The following is a 17880-nucleotide window of genomic DNA, read 5'->3' as shown; positions in this document are numbered from 1 at the left end:
GCCCGCGCCTCCGTCCGAGTCGTCCCTGAACCAGACTAATGCGCTGACCCTTCTATGGTCGTCCCGGTGTCCGGCGCGCCGTCCCGGGCGGCGTCGGCGTGCCCGGACGTTCGGCGCTCCCGAGGCAGGCGATGCTCAAGGCGCAACATCAGCGCCGCGCCCAGTGCGGCGAGAAGGCCCACGGCGAGCCAGGGAAGCAGCCGGTTCTGCCCGAAGAGCAGGCCGAACAGGCCGGGGGCGAGGATGTTGGCGACAGCGAAGGAGTACTGGAACGCCGCCAGGTAGGTCCCCCTCGACCCGGGCGGTGCCGCATCCGCGGCGAGCGCGTTCGACGCGGGCCCGTAGATCATCTCGGCGGTGGTGTAGCACAACACCACCGCCACCAGGTAAGGCACCAGCGCCTCGGACGGCAGCAGCACGGCAGCCGCGGACGCGGCGCACCACAGCGTCCACAGCGCCCCGGCCCACGCCATGGCGCGGGGACGGGTGCAGCGGCGACGGACAAAACGGGTGAGGGCGGCTGTACAGGTGGCCAGCAGCAGAGTGTTCAGGGCCAGGAGCGGGCCGGACACCCAGCTCGGTCCGGACAGGCCCTGGACGACGTAGACGGGCAACGACAGGGCGAGGAACGAACTGCACAACGCGAAGATCGTGCACGCCCCGATCAGTGCGAGGTAGGGGCGGTCCCGCAGCAGCGCCCGGTGGCCGGAGGGGCCCTGCGCCGGGGGCTGGGCGTGGGGTGTGGACGGTACCGCGAAGACGACCAACAGCGCGGCGGCCAGGAACGCCAGCGCGCTGCCGAGAATCAGCCCGTCGTAGACGCGTGCGGAGTCGACGGTGAGCACCGCGCCGGCGAGCAGCGCTCCACCGCCGGCCCCCGTCTCCCGGATCATCCCGGTCCTCGCAGGAAGCCGAACCCTTGCAGCGCCTGACCGCCGGCGACCACCAGCCGCGGCCCGAACCGGTCGACCAGCCGGCCGACGACTATCGGCACCGGCAGGGTCAGGGCGGTGGTCACGCTGACGAGGACACCGATCGTCGCCAGGTCCAGGTCGGTGACTTCGAGGAAGTACAGCAGCGACAGCGGGAGATACAGGCCCGTGCCCAGCGCGTCGATCGCCACCGCCACCAGGAGCGGCCAGCGCCTCCGTCCGTTCCGTGGCGTGCCGTCGTCCGCCGTTGCCTGTTCCACGCGCTGCACCGCCCTTTGTGCCGCCCTCCCCGATGAAGGCCGTGGTCATCCAACACGGCCGCTGACGGTTGTTCAACTCCTTTGTGCGGGTCGCCGGCGGTTTCGGCAGGCACGGTCAGTCCTGTACGGCGTGCGGCGACCGCGTGTTCCGGCGCCCGCTCACCTCACCACCCGGTGGCCGCGTCAGATCAGTTCGCGGAGCACGTCGTCGACGGGTGTGGCGCTCACCCCCAGGACCTTCTCGGTCTCGGAGTGGTCGACGACGAACGGGTGGCCCGGCTTGGTCAGCACTTCGTGCAACTCCGCCCAGAACGGATCGGTCAGCGCGAGCAAGGTCAGGTCGCGTTCGGTGAGCTCTTCCAGGCGCGGCTGCGGCGCCCCGGAGAGTTCGGCGAGCCGGCCGGCCAGGTCCCGCACCGACAGGGTGGAGGTGGGTGCGTGCCACGCCCGCCCGTACGCCTGCTCGTCGCGGGCGGCGGCGACCAGCGTACGCGCGGTGTCGCCGATCGCCGAGTAGCTGTGCGGCACGTCAAGTTCCTGCGGCACGAGGGCGAGCCGGCCTTCGAGCACCTGGCGCTGCACCATGAGGCTGAACACCGAGAAGGCGCCCGCGCCGTAGAACTGGCCGGCCCGCACCTCGGTGACCCTCACCCCCGAGGCGGCGGCCTCCTCCCATACCCGCGCCCTGGCCCGTCCCTTGGGTCCGGTGGCGGCCAGCGGGAAGTCGGGCCTGATCGGCTGGTCCACCGGCCCGTAGCCGTACAGGTTGCCGAGCATGACGTAGGCGGCTCCGGTCCGCTTGACCGCGGTGAGCAGCGACGCCGACAGGATGGGGAACTGCTCCGGCCATGTGTGGTACGGCGGCGCGGCGGTGGTGAACAGGGTGTCCGCCCCTTCCGCCAGCCGGGTGAGCCGGTCGGTGTCGGTGGCGTCCGCGGCGACCCTCTCGACGAGCGGGTGCTCGGGCCCTCCACCGGTACGGCTGATCATTCGTACGCGCTCGCCGTCGCCGGCCAGGTGCCGGGCGGTCCTGGTCGCGGTGGCCCCGCGACCCACGATCACATGAAAGGTCATGCCGACCACGATGCCGATCGGCGACTTCATGGCATAGTGGCCGGAATGCCGACAATCCGGAGGATCTGGCCATGCACCGCATCGCCACAGTCGTCGTGCCCCCCGTGCTGAGCTTCGACGTCTCGATCCCGCTCATGGTGTTCAGCAGCGTTCCGTACTATGACGTGCGCATCTGTACGGCAAGCCCCGGCCCGCTGGCGACCGTCGGAGGCCCGGACATCGTGGTGCCGTACGGCCTGGACGCGGTGGAGGGCGCCGACACGGTGATCGCCGTCGGCAGCGGCGGCGAACAGGCTCCCCCGGAGACGCTCGACGCCCTGCGGAAGGCCGCGGCCGGCGGCACGCGCATCGCCTCCCTGTGCACGGGCGCGTTCGTCCTGGCCCAGGCCGGCCTGCTGGACGGGCGCCGCGCCACCACCCACTGGAACCTGGCCGGCGACCTCGCCGCCCGTTTCCCGTCGGTCGAGGTGCAACCCGACCCGCTCTTCGTCGAGGACGGCGGCATCTACACCTCGGCGGGCGCGGCGGCCGCCATCGACCTGTGCCTCCATCTGGTCAGGGCCGACTACGGCGCGGCGGTGGCCAACACGGCCGCCCGGCTCGCCGTCGTCCCTCCCGTACGGCCGGGCGGCCAGTCCCAGTACATCGAGACCCCGCTGCCCGCCGAGCGCGGCACCTCTCTCGCCGCCACCCGGGCCTGGGCCCTCGAGCGCCTCGACCGCCCGCTCGCCCTGGCCGACCTGGCCGGCCACGCGAGGATGAGCGTGCGGACCCTGACCAGGCGCTTCCACGCGGAGACCGGGATGAGCCCGCTCCAGTGGCTGCTGCACCGGCGCATCGACCGTGCCAGGGAACTCCTGGAGACCACCCGGCTGCCCATGGACCAGGTGGCCGCGCGGAGCGGACTGGGCAGCGCCGACTCCCTCCGCAAGCACATGGTCGGCCGGGTCGGGCTCACCCCCACGGCCTATCGCGCGAGCTTCACCCAGGTGCCCGCGGGTACGTAGCGAGGGCATGGACCCCGATCGTGCCCGTGCCCTGTTCGCAGGCGAGCGGGTCGCCCGCCTGGCCACGGTGGGTGGCGGCGGTGTCCCCCATCTGGTGCCCGTCACGTTCGCCGTGTCGGGCGACGTCGTCGCGACCGCCGTCGACCACAAGCCGAAGTCGGCCGCCCGCCTGCGGCGGCTGCGCGACATCGAGGAGAACCCCTCCGTCTGCCTCCTGGCCGATCGCTACGACGACGAGGAGTGGGCGCGGTTGTGGTGGGTGCGCGCCGACGGCCGGGCCCGCGTCGTGTCCGGCGGACCGGATCACGACCGGGCGATCGACGACCTCGTCACCAAGTACGCGCAGTATCGCGAGCGGCGACCGCGGGGGCCGGTGATCCTCGTGACCGTGGGCCGATGGTCGGGCTGGGCGTTCTCCGAACAACCCGGCCCCTCGGACTCCTTCACCTAGTCGTCTGCACGTCAGGAGCGACCCACTCGAAATCCTGGTATCCGGCGGGCAGTTGTCCCGGCGCGGGCGGTTCGGTGTAGGTGACCAGGTCACGGGTGTCCATGGTGGCCTGCGTGAAATCGATGGCCGCGGCTCCGACCGGCAGCACGAAGCCGAACTGGTGCGACTTCTTGATCAGATTCCCGAGCACGTCCATGCCGTTCTTGAGCATCGAGCCGAGCATCCCCGTGAAGATGGTCACGGTGCTGAGCATCGTCGAACCGACGAGATGTTCCATGATCCGTCCCGCCGCCGACACCGCGGGCACCATCGAAAGCTTCATCCGGAGCGCCGTCACCAGCAGCGTCCCGGCCGTCGCCACCGCCGATCCGAGCTGGAGCCAGTAGGTGCGGAAACCGGCCGCGATCTCGTCGATCACGCCGCCGATCTCCCCGAACGCGTTGCGCAACGCACCCACCTCCCGATGGAAGATCGCCTGCACCCGCGCGAACTCCTCCTGGTCGTCGGCGATCCAGCCGCTCTTCGACGTGGCGAGGATCTGTGGCATGAGGTTCTTCACGCCGTCGTCGAGCCGGGAGCCCATGCCGAACTTCCACACGCTGGCCGCCTGCGCCATGCCCACCTCGTCGGCCACTGACATGCCCGCGACGGCGACGGCGGGGACCAGGTACGGCGAGAGCCTGGCCAGCCTCTTCAACGCCTGCAGCACCCGGGTGCCGGCGGACCCTCCCGAGGAGCCGCCCATCGGCGCCGTCCCGCCCAGGGGTGCCGAACGGCCCGGCGTGCCGCGGTTGATCGCGTCCAGGTAGGGGTCGCGCCCGCCCCGGCCCTTGTTGACTGCGGCGAGGTAACGGTCACTCACGAGCGGTACCGGATGATGCTGCGGTCCTCGGCGGTTCGCCAGTTGCGCTCGCACACCGTAAGGGCCTCGTTCCAGCCGTCGATCGTGGCCTGGGCGTCCCCCAGCATCGTGTCGGCGTGCTTCCTGACGCCGTCGTACGTGCCGGCGAGGAACATGTCGCCTATGACGCCGAACCCCAAGCCGTTCAAGCCCGTGTGCGGGATCAGATCCCGGACGAAGCCGATCATCTCGTTCCTCAGCTCCTGCTCCAGCCGCTCCCGCGTGCGGGCGATGCACTGTGAGGTGACGTGGATTTCACGATTGGCTGCCATATGACCCATTTTTGCGGCGCTGCGTCCGCGTCACAGCGCGGAGAGCAGAGTTTCATGATCACTTCAGCGGCGCGACAACCTCCGCGCTCCTGCCGTTAACCTTCGGAGGGTGACGTGCTGGCATGGATTCCAGCGACTTCCACCCCGACGACCTCGATCGTATGCTGGTCGAGAGCGAGCGCTCGCTCCGCGAGCTGACGAGCGCGCTGGACGATCTGCGCGAGGTCCGCGGACGCGGTGAGAGCCGCAGCGGCACGGTCATCGCCCTGGTCGGCGCCGACGGCCGCCTCGACGACCTGAGGCTCGGCGCACGGGCCTCCAGGATGGAGCTGGACGACCTGACCGAGGAGATCCTGTACGCCGTCCGCGCCGCCCAGGACGACCAGGCGCGCCAGGCCGTGGAGCTCACCCCCCAGCCCTCGTACGGCGGCATGTCCGCCGAGGCGGTCGGCCGGCGGTTCCAGGAGCTCCAGGACTCCTTTTCCAGGCAGATGCAGGAGCGCATGGCCGGTCTGGAGGCCATCCGCCGCCGCGCGCAGTCGGACGGCTGAGCCTCGGCCCGCCGGGCCACGGGTCTTCGCCTCTACGCAAGGGAGGCAGGGAAACGCCCCGGGTCAGGGCGCGGTCACGAGGGTGGTGGCCTGGCGATCGCGCCCGGTCCGGGGCGTGGATCCGGTGGTGGCGGTCACTCGGGCATGAGGACCTTGTCGATGACGTAGATGGTCGCGTTCTTCGTCTGCACGTTGCCGCAGACCAGCTTCGCGTCGTTGATCGTGAGGTTCTCGCCCGAGCCCTTGATCTCGAGCTCGCCGCCCTCCAGCGACGTCAGCGTGCCTTCCTCCTCGAGGTCGGCGGGCGTCTTCTTGCCCTCCACGACGTGGTAGGTCAGAACCCTGGTGAGCTCTTCTTTGTCGCCCATGAGCTGGTCGCGGGCCTCCTGCGGGATGGCCTCGAACGCCTTGTTGTCGGGCGCGAAGATCGTGAGCTCTTCGGCCTGGTCGAGCTGGTCGGCCAGATCCGCCTCCTGCACGGCCTCGGCCAGCGAGGACAGGTCGGGCACCTCGGACAGCGCGGTCGCGGCCGTCTGGTCGGCGATGCCCGGCAGGCTGCTCTCGAGCGCGGAGCATCCGGGACCGATCGGGGCGCCGCCCGGCCCTGGCGACGTGCCGGGCGAGGTGCCGGGCGACGAATCCGGCGAGGGGACCGGCGAGGAGAGGGTTGGCGAGTGCGCGGATGCGCCGGTCATACCGGCAGTGGAGGCGGTCAGCGCCAAGGCCGCCGCGAGAAGCATACGTTTCACTGTGTACCCCCGTGTTCTGTGGCGCCGTGCTGGGCGGGGCCCGGCACGGCGTCGAGGTGCCCGGGTTCGCGACCCGGGTCTCCACTACCAGTGTCGGAGGTCATTGAGCATGCCGGAGTTGCATTTACCCCAAAAGGCACAAAAGGCATAGGACGAAACTTTTGCCGTATAAGGGATTTAAATCTCATAAGTGGTTATTCGATGCGACCGTGCCCCGGTCGCGTCAGGCGGGCGGGCCGGTGACGTAGAGGTCCATGCCGGTGAAGTCGAACGTGATGGCGAAACGCTTGAGGAACTCGTGGCCGAAGGTCGCGATCGTGTCGAATCCGAGAAGGTCGTCGAACAACGGCCCCACGACCCCCGGAACCCCGCGGCCCGTCGCGGCGCCGAGCGCCACCTGGTCCGCGACGATCGGATAGCACGGGCCGCCGTCGCTCCCCGTACGAGGGGCGTCGAACTTCAGGCCACAGCGCGTGGCGAACTTCTCCGAGGTGGTCACCCCGACGCCGGTCGCGCCCGTGGACAGGCAGACCAGGCGCGGGCCGTGGCCGTTGACGCTGCCCACCGTGCACGGGAAACGCCCGCCCGCCAGCCACAGCGGCAGGATCTCCGCGTCGTGCCGCGCCGAATCCGCCTTGAACGCCCGCAGCTGCGACCTGCGGCGCAGGACGATGGTCTGGTGGACGTAGTCGATCGTGGTGAGGAAACGGGAGAAGAAGCTCATCCCGATGGTGCCGGACGCGGGCACGTCGACGTCGCGCCAGACGACGGGCACGTTGCGCACCTCGATCGAACCCAGCTGGAAGGATCTCACGACGCCGAGATGCGTCTCCGTGCCGTCCCGGGCACGGGTGGAGGCCACCGCGCGCAGGCGCGCCCGCTCGGCCGCCTCCATGGTGAGGAGCGGCTCCGCCGCCGTGTCCAGCAGGAACCTCATCGGCGCCGACCCGTTGACCGACGCCTCCACGGTGGGCAGCGGGTCCAGCTCCTGGAAGACCAGCCTGGTGCTGCGCGGGCCGTACAGGTCGAACGGGGCGTCGCCGGCGGCGGCGTACTGCGCGGCGACCGCGTCCCTTCCGGCGGCCCTGAGCACCGGGACGGCTCGGGCAAGCTTGTACTGGCGTGCGTAGCAGTCCGCCAGCAGCTCCTTGAGCACGTCGTCGCCGGGGGCCAGCTCCACGGCTCTGGCCAGATACTTCTCGGCGGTGATGAACGCGTTCGACAGCAGGGCGATGCGGCCGACCTGCGCGTTGGCGTGGGCATCACCCGGGTCGGCGCGCAGGATGTCCGCGTAGCCGCGGCGAGCCTGCGAGAAACGGCCGGCGCGGAACAGGCTGTCAAGCAAGGTCGGCATGGTCAGACCAGGAGACCAGGCGGCCTGTTTCCGGGGCGTTTCCGGCGGCGAGGGCGCCCTCGCGCGAGGCCTAGACCTGAATGACCGACAGGACGTTGCCCGCCGGATCCCTGAACCACGCGATCGGCGGGCCCTCCGGCCGCCCCCTTCTGTCACATCGCCGCGCGGTGCGCCTCGCTGAGCTGGATGATCTGGACGTAGTTGCCGTCGGGGTCGATCGCGGTGGCGAACAGGCTGCCGCCCGCCGCGCGAAACGCATCGCCGCCGCCGCGATGTTCTCTCCGCGCGGGCCAAAAGAACGCAGCGCGCCCGGACAGCGGGCGCGCTGCGCGTGTTCTCTCGAAGGTCAGCCGGTGCGGAGCGTGAGCCCGTACACGCTGAGGATCTCATTGACCGGCTGGTGGTACGTCGTGCCGCCGAAGCGGCAGTTGCCCGAGCCGCCGGACGTCACGCCCTGGGCCTGGTTGCCGGAGATGAACGAGCCGCCGGAGTCGCCGGGCTCGGCGCAGGCGGACGTGCGGGTCAGGCCTCTCACGGTGCCCTGCGGGTAGGTGACGCTGGCGTTGTGCTGCTGGATGGTGCCGCAGCGCCAGCCGGTGGTGGAGCCCGAGCGGCAGATGGACGAGCCGACGGAGGCCTGCGAGGAGCCGCGGACGGTCACGGTCGAGCCGCCGGAGCCGCGTACCAACGGCTGCGGAGTGTTGCCGGGCGCGGCGACCCAGGCGTAGTCGTTGCCGGGGAAGGACGAGCCCTGGAAGGTGCCGGTCGGGTTGGTGGTCCTGGAGCCGGCCCGGCCGCAGTGCCCGGCGGTGACGAAGCCGGGGGTGCTGCCCCGCGTGACGGAGAAGCCGACACTGCAGCGGCTCGAGCCGATGTAGTAGGCCGACCCGCCGATGATGTTGATGAACGGCTTCGGCTGCTCGGCCGTCGCCGACACGTTCAGCGCCTCCTTGTCGACGCCCGCGGCGTCGGCGAGGGCCTGCGCGGCCTCCACGGTGGGGGCCTGGACGGAGACGTTGTTGGCGGTCACGTCCACGTACCAGAGGGCGGCACCGGACCTGGCGGACTCCGGTGCCTGGTCGATCTTCTGGACGATTCCCTCGAGCTCGGCCAGCGTGCGCTTGACGACGACGGGCTGCGCGCCCTGCTCCTCGATGGCGGCGGTCTCGGCGGCGTCGGTGGTGGCGACCATGAGCTTGGAGGCGTCCTTGTTGAGCCAGGCGCCGCCGAACGAGTCGGCACCCAGCTTGCCGCTGAGCGAGGCCTCGGTGGCCGCGGCGCGCTGCTCGTTGGCGAGCCGGGTGATGACCTGCTCCTCGGAGAGGCCGAGGTCGCGTTCGAGTGCGTCGATCACGGGGGGAGGCGCGGAGGGGGGAGCTGATTGCGGTGCCGGCTCAGCGAACGCTGGGCTGAGGGGGGTGGCCAGGCAGGCGGCGAGGATGATGGATCCTGCCACCGCACCGCGTTTACTCAACATGAGCACTCCTCGGTTGGGGGTGCTGTCAAGTTAACGGAGGTTAACGCTTGTCGTCAGATGTCAAACAGGCCCTATTTCGGTGTTATATCCGCGGTTTCGGCCGTGGGCCCGAACCGGCGGCCCTCCGCCCATAAGGCCGTTCCCGGCGGCGAGCAGGGCCGCCGCCGGGAACGGCCCCGCTCACCGGCGCGCCGGGGCGAGCGCCGTCGAGCGCGCCGTCAGCAGGGCGATGAACGCGTACGGCACCACCATGAGGGCGAACGTCAGGCCGTGCGACACGTACGACGACGTCGCCCCGTACGCGGCATAGACGGCGAGCGTGACCACGTTCATGCCCAGACCGGCGACCGACGTCACGGTGGCCCTGGCCGTGCCGGTGATCCGTTCCTGCATCCGCGCGTCCGCCACCACCCCGGCCAGCTGGAACGCCCCGAAGGCCAGGGCGATCAGCACGAACCCGGCCGGGTGCCCGCTCACCGCCCCCGCCGCCATGGCCAGCGCCGCGAGGGCGATCGTCAGGGCGTACGCGCGGGGCGGCATGTGCCGGGCGCGTCCGGCCAGCAGGCCGCCCGCCGTGGCGCCGACCCAGGTGAGGAGGATGAGCATCGGGATGACGGCCTTCGCCACGCCCTCCTCGATCGCGAGGTAGGGGACGTACTCCTCCAGCGCCCCCCAGATCGCCGTCACGAAGGCGACCAGCAGCACAGCGTGCAGGACCCGGCGATCCGTGCGGACCTCCGTCAGGCCGGCCTTCAGAATCGCCAGGTAACCCTCCTCGGCGCCGTCGCCGCCGCGCGTGCGGTGCTCGGGCAGGGTGAGCGCCGTGGCCGCGCACAGGACGCAGGCCAGCACGCTGGCGACGCCCACAGCCGGATAACCGCCGGCCGCGAGAACGGGCGTGGCCAGGCCGATCGCCGCCGCGGCGGCGACGGTGCCCACGGCGGTGGCCCGGCCCATGACGGCGGTGTAACGGTGCGCCTGCCCGCGGCGATCCAGCTCCTCGTAGGAGAGGGCCTCGAACGCGCCGGAAACCAGCGCCCCCTCGGCGCCCCACAACACGAAGCCGAGCGCGAACGCCCAGTAGGAAGGGAAGACCAACCACAGGGTGAAGCCCAGCCCGGCCAGCAGCGGCCCGAGGGACAGGGTGACGCGCCTGGACAGCCGATCGGCCCAGGCACCGGACGGGATCTCGAGCACCATGCCCGTCACCGACCAGATGACGAACAGGGACGACGTCTCGGCCACGGACAACCCGGTGTCGATGAACAGCAGCGTGTAGACCGGGTAGATCAGCAGGAATTCGCCGAGGAACGCGTAAACGTAGAGCGACGCGACAAGCATGAGGCCTTCCAGGGGGACGAGTAGGGACTCCGAGTGCTTGTCGCCTCGGAGGCCCGCGCGCCCCGCGCCGGCCCCTGGTTATGGATCAATGTCGCCAGGTCATACCGGACAGTCTAGCGAGCCCTCCGGCACCGTCCACCCCTTGACGACCCCCAGCCCCCGCCACGTCGAGCGGACGGGGCCCCGCCGGTGGGCGGCGTCGCGTCAGCCGCGGTCGTCGTCGTCGAACGACTGCAGGACCCGCTCGAACGCGTCGCCGACGGGCCGCAGCACCTCCGTGAACGCGTTGACCAGCGGGCCGAAGATCTCGGTCACCTCGGTCATGAGGTCGGGACTCTTGCTCTCGGGAGGCGCCCAGCGCATGGCGTCGGCGCTCAGCGTCTCCCACTCGTCGACTACGCCGTCGATCGCGTCGAGCACATGGTCAGGATCGCTTGGCATGGTCGTTTCCCCTGGAAGTCACCCGGTGGAATCGCTCCGTGGCGAAGGAGCCGTCACCACCACGGTACTTCAGGCTGGGATGGACACGCCCACGCCGACCGGCGGCGGCGGGGAACACGCGGGCGGGGTGTGGCGCGCAACTGTCGCACCGAGGCCGTACCGTTCTCCGGGTACCCGAACCGAGGAGATTGCCGATGCACGACACCGAAGAGGCGCTGTTCAGGGCGGTCCACGGCATCGCGGGCAGGCTCGCAGGCCATCCCGTGCCCGTGGTGATGGACGCGCTGCTGCGCGACCTGCCCAAGGCCCCCGGCCTCGAGGTGACGGAGATCCGCAGGATCGCCGAGGAGATCAGCGTGGGCCGCGACCCGTCGGGCTTGTGAACACCTGATCGCGGGGGGAGCATCGAGACATGGGCGAGCCGACCGTGCCGATGGGCGCACATCCCGGACCGCGGTGGATGCCCTGGTCGCCCGCGTCCCCGCCGGGCGCGGGTAGCATTCCCCCCATCTCAACCAGCTTTGTGCTGAAACACGTGTTAGGAGTACGCGGGTGACGCTGGTCGCAGGGGTCGATTCCTCCACGCAGAGTTGCAAGGTCGTCATTCGCGACGCCGAGACGGGCGCGCTGGTCCGGCAGGGCCGGGCCCCGCACCCCGACGGCACCGAGGTGCACCCGTCACACTGGTGGGCCGCATTGCTGCAGGCCATCGAGGAGGCCGGCGGGCTCGACGACGTGGCCGCCGTCAGCGTGGCCGGCCAGCAACACGGCATGGTCTGCCTCGACGCCTCGGGCGACGTCGTCCGCGACGCCCTCCTGTGGAACGACACCCGCTCCGCCCAGGCCGCCGCCGACCTGGTCACCGAGCTGGGCGGCCCTCAGGCATGGGCCGACGCGGTGGGCTCGGTGCCCGTGGCGTCGTTCACCGTGACCAAGCTGCGCTGGCTGGCCGAGCACGAGCCCGCCAGCGTCCAGCGCACGGCGGCGGTGTGCCTGCCGCACGACTGGCTCACCTGGCGCCTGGCCGGCGCCCTCGCCTCCGGCCCCTTCGACGCGCGGGCCTGGCGCGAGGCTCCCACGCCGCCCCTCGACCAGCTCGCCACCGACCGCGGCGACGCCTCGGGCACCGGTTACTGGTCCCCCGCGACCGGCACCTACCGCACCGACCTGCTGAAGACCGCCCTCGGCGCCGTCCCCCACCTGCCCAAGGTGCTCGGGCCGCAGGAGGCGGCGCCGGGTTCCGCGCGCGTGCTGATCGCGCCGGGCACCGGCGACAACATGGCGGCGGCGCTCGGCGTCGGCGCCCGGCCCGGCGACGTCGTGGTGTCGCTCGGCACGTCCGGCACCGTGTTCGCGGTCGCCGAGGCACCCAGCGCCGACCCCACCGGTGCGGTCGCCGGGTTCGCCGACGCGACGGGGCGCTTCCTGCCGCTGGTGTGCACGCTCAACGCCGCCCGCGTCATGGACGCCGCCGCCCGCATCGCCGGCGTCTCGCTCGACGAGCTGAGCGACCTCGCCCTCCAGGCGCCGCCGGGGGCCGAAGGGCTCACGCTGGTCCCCTACCTCGAAGGCGAGCGCACCCCCAACCGGCCCACCGCGACGGGGTCGATCCACGGGCTGAGCCTGTCCACCGCCACCCCCGCCCACCTGGCCAGGGCAGCCGTCGAAGGCATGTTGTGCGGGCTGGCCGACGCGCACGACGCGCTCGGCCTGCGGCCGGAACGCGTGCTGCTGATCGGGGGCGCGGCCCGCTCGGACGCGGTCCGCCGCATCGCCCCCACGATCTTCGGCGTGCCGATCGCGGTGCCGCCACCCGCCGAATACGTCGCCGACGGCGCCGCCCACCAGGCCGCCACCCTGGTCACCACCCCCGACTGGCGCTCGGGGGACACCCAGACGTACGAAGGACAGGCGGTCCAGGAGATCCGCCACCGCTACGCCCGCGCGACCGTTCACATCCTCGACTGATCTCTGATCACCTTCCTTTACGGCTCCGCACCGGCGGGTGCCACGGACGGAGATGGGGTCTCAGGGATGGGTCAGGGTCGGGTCGGGGGTGGGGCCTGATGCGGGGGAGCGGTCGCCAGGGGCAGGGTGGGGCCTATGACCGCAGCAAAGAGGCTCTACCCCTTGATCGCCTGCGCCTCAATCCTGTTCTCGGTGGTCGCCGTGGTGGCCGGCCAGTTCGGTTCGGCCCCCTACCTCGACCCCGTGAACGTGACCGTGAGCGAGTTCGCCGTGTCCGACCGCGGGGGCGTGACGGAGATGGCGATGGCGGTTCTCGGGGTCGGGTCTCTGGTGTTGCTGGCGGGGCTGCGGTCCGCGGGGGCGCCCGTGCGGGGGATGCCCGGGCGGTTGCTGATGGTGTGGTCGGGAGCGCTGATCGTGGCGGCGATCATCCCGACCACACCCATCGGCCAGGATCCGGATCTCGCGGCGCAGATCCACAGGTACGCGTCGGTCGCGGCGTTCGTGAGCCTGCCGGCCGCGGGCGCGCTGCTGGTGCCCCGGCTGACCGCGCACGCCGCGTGGAAGCCCGTGGCGCGGGCCGTGGAGTGGGTGGCGCTGGCGGGCGGGTTCGGGCTGCTGGCGATCACCTACGTTGCGCTGCCGGGCGAGCGGGTGATGATCGGGTTGGTGGAGCGGTTGCTGCTGGCCGCGGAGGTGTCGTTGCTGGCGGTGCTCGCCGGGTGGCTGGCGTGGCTGGCCTGGCGTCCGGCCGCCGCAAAGGCCGTCAATTTCCCGACATATCACAGATTTATCGCTAGTCGATCTTAAAAGCATCTGTATCGGTGCTATTCTCTCCCGCGATCTTCTATCCGGGAGCAGGTGTCATGGCATCGGGCAGATCCATCAGATTCAAGATCTCGACGCTGCTCGTCATCCCCTTGGTCTCCCTGATCGCGCTCTGGGGCTTCGCTGCGAGCACAACGTCGGGAGAGGCGCTCAACCTGCTCAAGGTCGAGACCATCTGGACCGGTGTCATCAACAAGGCCGACGCCCTGGTGTCCAGCCTGCAGGCCGAGCGGCTGGCCTCCGCCGAGCGGCTCGCGGGCGCGGTGCCGGATCCCCGGGCGCTGGAGCAGGCGCGGGAGAAGGTCGACGTGGCCAGGAAAGAGCTGCGCGACGGCGCGATGGCGCAGGACACCCAGGACGTCCTCACCCCGGACATGCGGACCCAGCTCCAGACCGTGCTCGCGGAGGCCGACCGGCTGCCCGACATCAGGAAGAAGGTCGACGACCGCAGGTTCGTCGCCGGCAACCTCGTCATGGAGTACTCGAAGGTCTCCGACGAGATCCACCTGCTGTACTCCCGGCTGGTGGTCAGCACCGACCTGGAGCTGTCCCTGCAGGGGCAGGGCCTGATCACCGCTGACCAGGCGCGCGAGCTGCTGAGCCGTGAGCACGCGCTGATCGTTGCCACGAACGGCCGCGCCACCATGCACGAGACGCACATGCTGGCCGGGATCGACGGGGCCAGGACGTACCTGTATCCCCAGGCGCTGGCCAACCTCGACACCGAGCTGCGGGCGCCGTTCGAGAAGCTGTACTACTCGCCCCGCTACGTCACGATGGAGAACCTCCTGGAGGGCTACATCGGCGGGCAGCGGGTGGACATGCAGCTCTGGCGGGGCATCGCCGACCAGGTGCAGGCCGAATATCGGGAGGCCATCGGCGACACCGGCGACAAGCTGCTCGCCAGGATGAAGCCCGCGGGCGTGGCCATCCTGGTGCAGGCCGGCGTCGCCGGCGCGCTCGGCCTGATCGCGGTCGTGTTCTCCGTCTTCATCTCGATCAGGGTCGGCCGCCGCATCACCCGCGAGCTGGCCGCGCTGCGCCGCACGGCGCTCGACCTGGCGGAGATCAGGCTGCCCGAGGTCGTGTCGAAGCTGAGCAAGGGCGAGAGCGTCGACATCGCGACCGAGGCCCCGCCGATCAAGGTGAGCGAGCACTCGACCAGCGAGGTCAGCGACCTCGCGGCGGCATTCGACAGCGTCCAGAGCACGGCCGTGGACGCCGCCGTCGAGCAGGCCAAGCTGCGCGACGGCGTGTCGGAGGCGCTGCGCAACCTGGCCAGGCGCAGCCAGTCGTTGCTCCAGCGCCAGCTCCGGCTGCTGGACGAGATGCAGCGGCAGACGGAGGAGCCCGAGGCCCTGGAACGGCTGTTCAGGCTCGACCACCTCACCACCCGCATGCGCCGCCACGCCGAGGGCCTCGTGCTGCTGTCCGGCGGCTCGGCGGGCCGCAGGTGGCGCGGCGTCATCCCGATGGAGGACGTGCTGAGCGGCGCGGCCGCCCAGGTCGAGGAGTACACCCGCGTCCGCGTCTACCCGATGTCCGAGTGCGGCGTCTCCGGCACCGCGGTGGCCGACCTCATGCACCTGTTCGCCGAGCTGATCGAGAACGGCACCTCGTTCTCCTCCCCCGGCAACGAGGTCTCCGTGCGCGGCGAGATGGTCGGCAAGGGCTTCGCGGTCGAGATCGAGGACCGCGGCCTGGGCATGGACGAGCACACCCGCAGGGCCATCAACGAACGCCTGGCCAGCGCGCCCGAGTTCGACCCCGCGCAGACCGAGCGGCTCGGGTTCGCGGTGGTCGCGATGCTCGCCGCCAGGCACGGCGTCAAGGTCACGGTCAAACCCTCACCGTACGGCGGCACCACCGCCATCGTGCTCGTGCCCGGTTCGCTGGTCGAGCCCATCCCCACGCCCGTGCAGCCGATGGACTTCGAGCCCGTCTCCGTGTCGGTCGTCAGGGAGGAGCCGACCGGGCCGGGCGAGTTGCCGCGCCGGATCCGTACCAGCAGAAGGGCTGTCGGGAGCGGCCCCGCGGCGGTGCCGCAGCAGGGTCAGGGGAACGGTCGCACGGCGGTGCCGCAGCAACCCCAGGGGAACGGTCGCACGGCGCTGCCGCAGCAACCCCAGGGCGGCGGCCCGACGGCGTTGCCGCAGCGGCAGGACTCCGAGACGGCCGAGCCGCCGCGGCGCGAGCGGGACACGGGGTTGCCGCAGCGCGAGCGGGACACGGGGTTGCCGCAGCGCGAGCGGGACACGGGGTTGCCGCAGCGCGAGCGGGACACGGGGTTGCCGCAGCGCGAGCGGGACACGGGGCTGCCGAGGCGGGAGCGGAAGACGGGCCTGCCCCAGCGGGAACGGGAGACGGGGTTGCCGCGGCGCGAGCGGCAGGCGAATCTGCCGCCGCGGCTCAAGGAGGCGCCGCCCGCCGAGCAGCCGGTCGCGGAGCGCTCACCTGAGGAGGCCAGGGCGCTGCTCTCCTCGCTCCAGTCCGGCTGGCAGCGCGGGCGGCAGGACAGCGAGCAGGATGGGGGATCTGAATCGTGAGCCGCGAGCACGAGTGGGTCGACGAGGAGGCGGGGCCGGTCGTCCGGCCGTACGCGGTCACCCGCGGGCGCACCAAGCCCACGTCTTCGTCGGCGCTCGACCTGCTGGCGACCGTCGTCTCGACGGGCCTGCCCGCGCCCGCCAAGGCGGAGCTCGGCTCCCAGCACCGCCGGCTGCTGACCTGCGTGGCGGGGCAGTCGAAGCCCGTCGCCGAGGTCGCCTCAACCCTCGGCCTGCCGGTCGCCGTGGTGCGGGTGCTGCTGGGAGACCTGCTCGACCACGGCCTGGTGACCGTACGGCCGCCGCGCGACAAGGCCGCCGCCCCCTCGGAGTCGTTGCTCCGAGAGGTGATCAACGGCCTGCGTGCCCTTTGACGCGCTCCCCGGCGTGAACGCCGGAGATTCAGCCTGTGCCGCGTTGCGCCCCTCTCAGGCACGGGTTTCCGTCCAGCGGCGACGATCCGCAGCCCCTCGGCCCGGATATTGAGCGCGGCGTTGACATCCCGGTCATGGGTCACCCCACACCGGCAGGTCCACTCCCGCACGTCCAACGGCATACTCTCAGCGAGACTCCCACAGGCCGAACACAGCTTGGAGGAGGGGAGGAACCTGCCGATCTTCACAAAGACCCGGCCATGGAGTTTCGCCTTGTACTCCAGCATGCCGACGAACTGCGACCAGCCCGCATCGTGCACGCTCTTGGCCGGCTTCGTGCGCGCCAGTGCCTTGACCGCCAGGTCCTCCACGACCACCGTTTGGCTTTCACGGATGATGCGGGTGGAGGTCTGGTGACCGAACTCGCGGCGCGCGTCGGCGACCTTGGCGTGCTGCCGGGCCACAGCCACACGGGCCTTGGCCCGATTGCGTGATCCCTTCTGCTTGCGGCTCAGCATGCGCTGAAGCCGCTTGAGTTTCTTCTCCGCCCGGCGCAGGAACCGCGGGCTGTCGATCTTCCGCCCGTCCGACAGCACCGCGAAATGCGACAGCCCCACCTCGGTCCCGGCCTCGGTCCCGGTGGCGGTCGGTGGCGGGGCGGGCGCCTGCTGGAGCACCACCGCCGACACCTCGCCAAGCCAGCAGCGTTGCGGTGTCTGCTTCGCCTGGGTGATCACCAGGCGGGACAGTTGCGCGTCGGTGATGAACGGCAAGCCCTGCCGGTGGGCGTGGTCGCGCAGGGCGAGCGCGTCGTTGAACACCACCCGGGCGCACCCGAACGCCCGCGCGAGCGCGATGCGCTGGCCAGGGGTCGGGTCGATCCGGAAGGAGTACCGCAACTGCACGAGATCACCCTGCAGTTGGCTTATGGCCGGGTACAGCGATATCAGAACCGGCAGACACTGCGTTTTCGCCCTGCACGCGCATTTGGTTTTCATGACCAAGTACCGGCATCAGGTCTTCGCCGGCGAGCACCTGACCCGGCTGGAAGAGATCATGCGCGCGGTCTGCGCCGACTTCGAGACCGAATTGCGCGAGTTCAACGGCGAGGACAACCACGTCCACCTGCTGGTCACCTTCCCGCCCAAGGTCGCCCTGTCCAAGCTGGTCAACAGCCTCAAAGGCGTTTCCTCGCGGCGGATGCGCCAGGAGTTTCCCGAACTGGCCCGCCACTACTACCGGGCCAGCAAACTGTGGTCGGGCTCCTACTTCGCCGGATCGGTGGACGGAGCCCCGATCAGTGTCCTGAACCAGTACATCGAACAACACAACCGTCCCGCCTGAGCCGAAAGAC

19 protein-coding genes and 2 pseudogenes are annotated in these 17880 nt (G+C 70.9%); 9 read left to right on the top strand and 12 right to left on the bottom strand.

What is annotated here, in order from left to right:
* Positions 1–35 precede the first annotated feature (35 nt).
* The 3 genes from ABGB01_RS15640 to ABGB01_RS15630 form a co-directional block, all read right to left on the bottom strand.
* Positions 36–893: an MFS transporter gene (locus ABGB01_RS15640; RefSeq protein WP_347774003.1), complete on the bottom strand. Its 858-nt coding sequence runs from the start codon at positions 891–893 to the stop codon at positions 36–38.
* Complete coding sequence (locus ABGB01_RS15635) at positions 890–1192, bottom strand: hypothetical protein (RefSeq protein ID WP_347774002.1); 303 nt, start codon at positions 1190–1192, stop codon at positions 890–892. Before ABGB01_RS15635 ends, ABGB01_RS15640 begins: the two co-directional genes overlap by 4 nt.
* Before the next feature lie 183 nt (positions 1193–1375).
* On the bottom strand, positions 1376–2266 hold the full coding sequence (locus ABGB01_RS15630; protein WP_347774001.1) for an NAD-dependent epimerase/dehydratase family protein: 891 nt from the start codon (positions 2264–2266) through the stop codon (positions 1376–1378).
* Between the two features lie 71 nt (positions 2267–2337).
* Here ABGB01_RS15630 and ABGB01_RS15625 point away from each other — a divergent pair, with 71 nt between their 5' ends.
* Together ABGB01_RS15625 and ABGB01_RS15620 are read left to right on the top strand one after the other, a co-directional pair.
* A complete protein-coding gene (locus ABGB01_RS15625) occupies positions 2338–3273 on the top strand; it encodes a helix-turn-helix domain-containing protein (RefSeq protein ID WP_347774000.1) in 936 nt (311 codons plus the stop codon).
* Positions 3274–3280: 7 nt separating this feature from the next.
* Positions 3281–3724 carry a TIGR03668 family PPOX class F420-dependent oxidoreductase gene (locus ABGB01_RS15620; protein ID WP_347773999.1) on the top strand — a complete coding sequence of 148 codons (444 nt, stop codon included), beginning with the start codon at positions 3281–3283 and terminating at the stop codon, positions 3722–3724.
* Here the strand turns inward: ABGB01_RS15620 and ABGB01_RS15615 are convergent.
* Both ABGB01_RS15615 and ABGB01_RS15610 read right to left on the bottom strand, forming a co-directional pair.
* On the bottom strand, positions 3717–4586 hold the full coding sequence (locus ABGB01_RS15615; protein WP_347773998.1) for a hypothetical protein: 870 nt from the start codon (positions 4584–4586) through the stop codon (positions 3717–3719). The two genes, ABGB01_RS15620 and ABGB01_RS15615, sit on opposite strands and share 8 nt — an antisense overlap.
* Complete coding sequence (locus ABGB01_RS15610) at positions 4583–4897, bottom strand: hypothetical protein (RefSeq protein ID WP_347773997.1); 315 nt, start codon at positions 4895–4897, stop codon at positions 4583–4585. The genes ABGB01_RS15615 and ABGB01_RS15610 overlap by 4 nt, the downstream gene beginning before the upstream one ends.
* A 122-nt stretch (positions 4898–5019) precedes the next feature.
* Here ABGB01_RS15610 and ABGB01_RS15605 point away from each other — a divergent pair, with 122 nt between their 5' ends.
* Positions 5020–5448 (top strand): hypothetical protein, encoded by a 429-nt coding sequence (locus tag ABGB01_RS15605; RefSeq protein ID WP_347773996.1) that lies wholly within the window; start codon positions 5020–5022, stop codon positions 5446–5448.
* A 134-nt stretch (positions 5449–5582) separates the two neighbouring features.
* Here ABGB01_RS15605 and ABGB01_RS15600 read toward each other — a convergent pair whose 3' ends face one another.
* The 6 genes and pseudogenes from ABGB01_RS15600 to ABGB01_RS15575 all read right to left on the bottom strand — a co-directional run bounded on the left by ABGB01_RS15600 (position 5583) and on the right by ABGB01_RS15575 (position 10810).
* On the bottom strand, positions 5583–6143 hold the full coding sequence (locus tag ABGB01_RS15600) for a fasciclin domain-containing protein (RefSeq protein ID WP_347773995.1): 561 nt from the start codon (positions 6141–6143) through the stop codon (positions 5583–5585).
* A 277-nt stretch (positions 6144–6420) separates the two neighbouring features.
* Positions 6421–7542: an aspartyl protease family protein gene (locus ABGB01_RS15595; protein ID WP_347773994.1), complete on the bottom strand. Its 1122-nt coding sequence runs from the start codon at positions 7540–7542 to the stop codon at positions 6421–6423.
* 161 nt (positions 7543–7703) lie between these two features.
* A pseudogene (locus tag ABGB01_RS15590) lies at positions 7704–7790 on the bottom strand (VOC family protein); the annotation flags it as partial.
* A 107-nt stretch (positions 7791–7897) separates the two neighbouring features.
* Positions 7898–8905 (bottom strand): S1 family peptidase, encoded by a 1008-nt coding sequence (locus ABGB01_RS15585; RefSeq protein WP_347773993.1) that lies wholly within the window; start codon positions 8903–8905, stop codon positions 7898–7900.
* A 303-nt stretch (positions 8906–9208) separates the two neighbouring features.
* Positions 9209–10369, bottom strand: a complete 1161-nt coding sequence (locus ABGB01_RS15580; RefSeq protein WP_347773992.1) for an MFS transporter — start codon at positions 10367–10369, stop codon at positions 9209–9211.
* Between the two features lie 204 nt (positions 10370–10573).
* Positions 10574–10810, bottom strand: a complete 237-nt coding sequence (locus tag ABGB01_RS15575) for a hypothetical protein (RefSeq protein WP_347617464.1) — start codon at positions 10808–10810, stop codon at positions 10574–10576.
* 194 nt (positions 10811–11004) lie between these two features.
* Here ABGB01_RS15575 and ABGB01_RS15570 point away from each other — a divergent pair, with 194 nt between their 5' ends.
* From ABGB01_RS15570 to ABGB01_RS15550, 5 genes are all read left to right on the top strand, one after another.
* The gene (locus tag ABGB01_RS15570) at positions 11005–11193 is read left to right on the top strand and encodes a hypothetical protein (protein ID WP_347773991.1); all 189 of its coding nucleotides are present in this window, start codon (positions 11005–11007) and stop codon (positions 11191–11193) included.
* Positions 11194–11362: 169 nt separating this feature from the next.
* Positions 11363–12778, top strand: coding sequence for an FGGY family carbohydrate kinase (locus ABGB01_RS15565; RefSeq protein ID WP_347773990.1), 1416 nt, complete (start codon positions 11363–11365; stop codon positions 12776–12778).
* 135 nt (positions 12779–12913) lie between these two features.
* Entirely contained in the window at positions 12914–13588 is a 675-nt protein-coding gene (locus ABGB01_RS15560; RefSeq protein WP_347773989.1) for a DUF998 domain-containing protein, read from the top strand.
* Positions 13589–13644: 56 nt separating this feature from the next.
* Positions 13645–16152, top strand: coding sequence for a nitrate- and nitrite sensing domain-containing protein (locus tag ABGB01_RS15555; RefSeq protein WP_347773988.1), 2508 nt, complete (start codon positions 13645–13647; stop codon positions 16150–16152).
* Complete coding sequence (locus ABGB01_RS15550; protein WP_347773987.1) at positions 16149–16526, top strand: DUF742 domain-containing protein; 378 nt, start codon at positions 16149–16151, stop codon at positions 16524–16526. The genes ABGB01_RS15555 and ABGB01_RS15550 overlap by 4 nt, the downstream gene beginning before the upstream one ends.
* A gap of 158 nt (positions 16527–16684) precedes the next feature.
* Here ABGB01_RS15550 and ABGB01_RS15545 read toward each other — a convergent pair.
* Positions 16685–17524, bottom strand: a pseudogene (locus ABGB01_RS15545) (transposase); the annotation flags it as partial.
* Between ABGB01_RS15545 and tnpA the strand changes: the two are divergent.
* Positions 17454–17870, top strand: a complete 417-nt coding sequence (gene tnpA, locus ABGB01_RS15540) for an IS200/IS605 family transposase (RefSeq protein ID WP_347774209.1) — start codon at positions 17454–17456, stop codon at positions 17868–17870. The pseudogene ABGB01_RS15545 and the gene tnpA overlap by 71 nt on opposite strands.
* Positions 17871–17880 lie beyond the last annotated feature (10 nt).

Origin of the sequence: Nonomuraea sp. B5E05 (assembly GCF_039880665.1) — a bacterium.
In the GTDB taxonomy this organism is placed as follows: domain Bacteria; phylum Actinomycetota; class Actinomycetes; order Streptosporangiales; family Streptosporangiaceae; genus Nonomuraea.
This window is presented reverse-complemented; position numbering and strand designations above follow the sequence as displayed.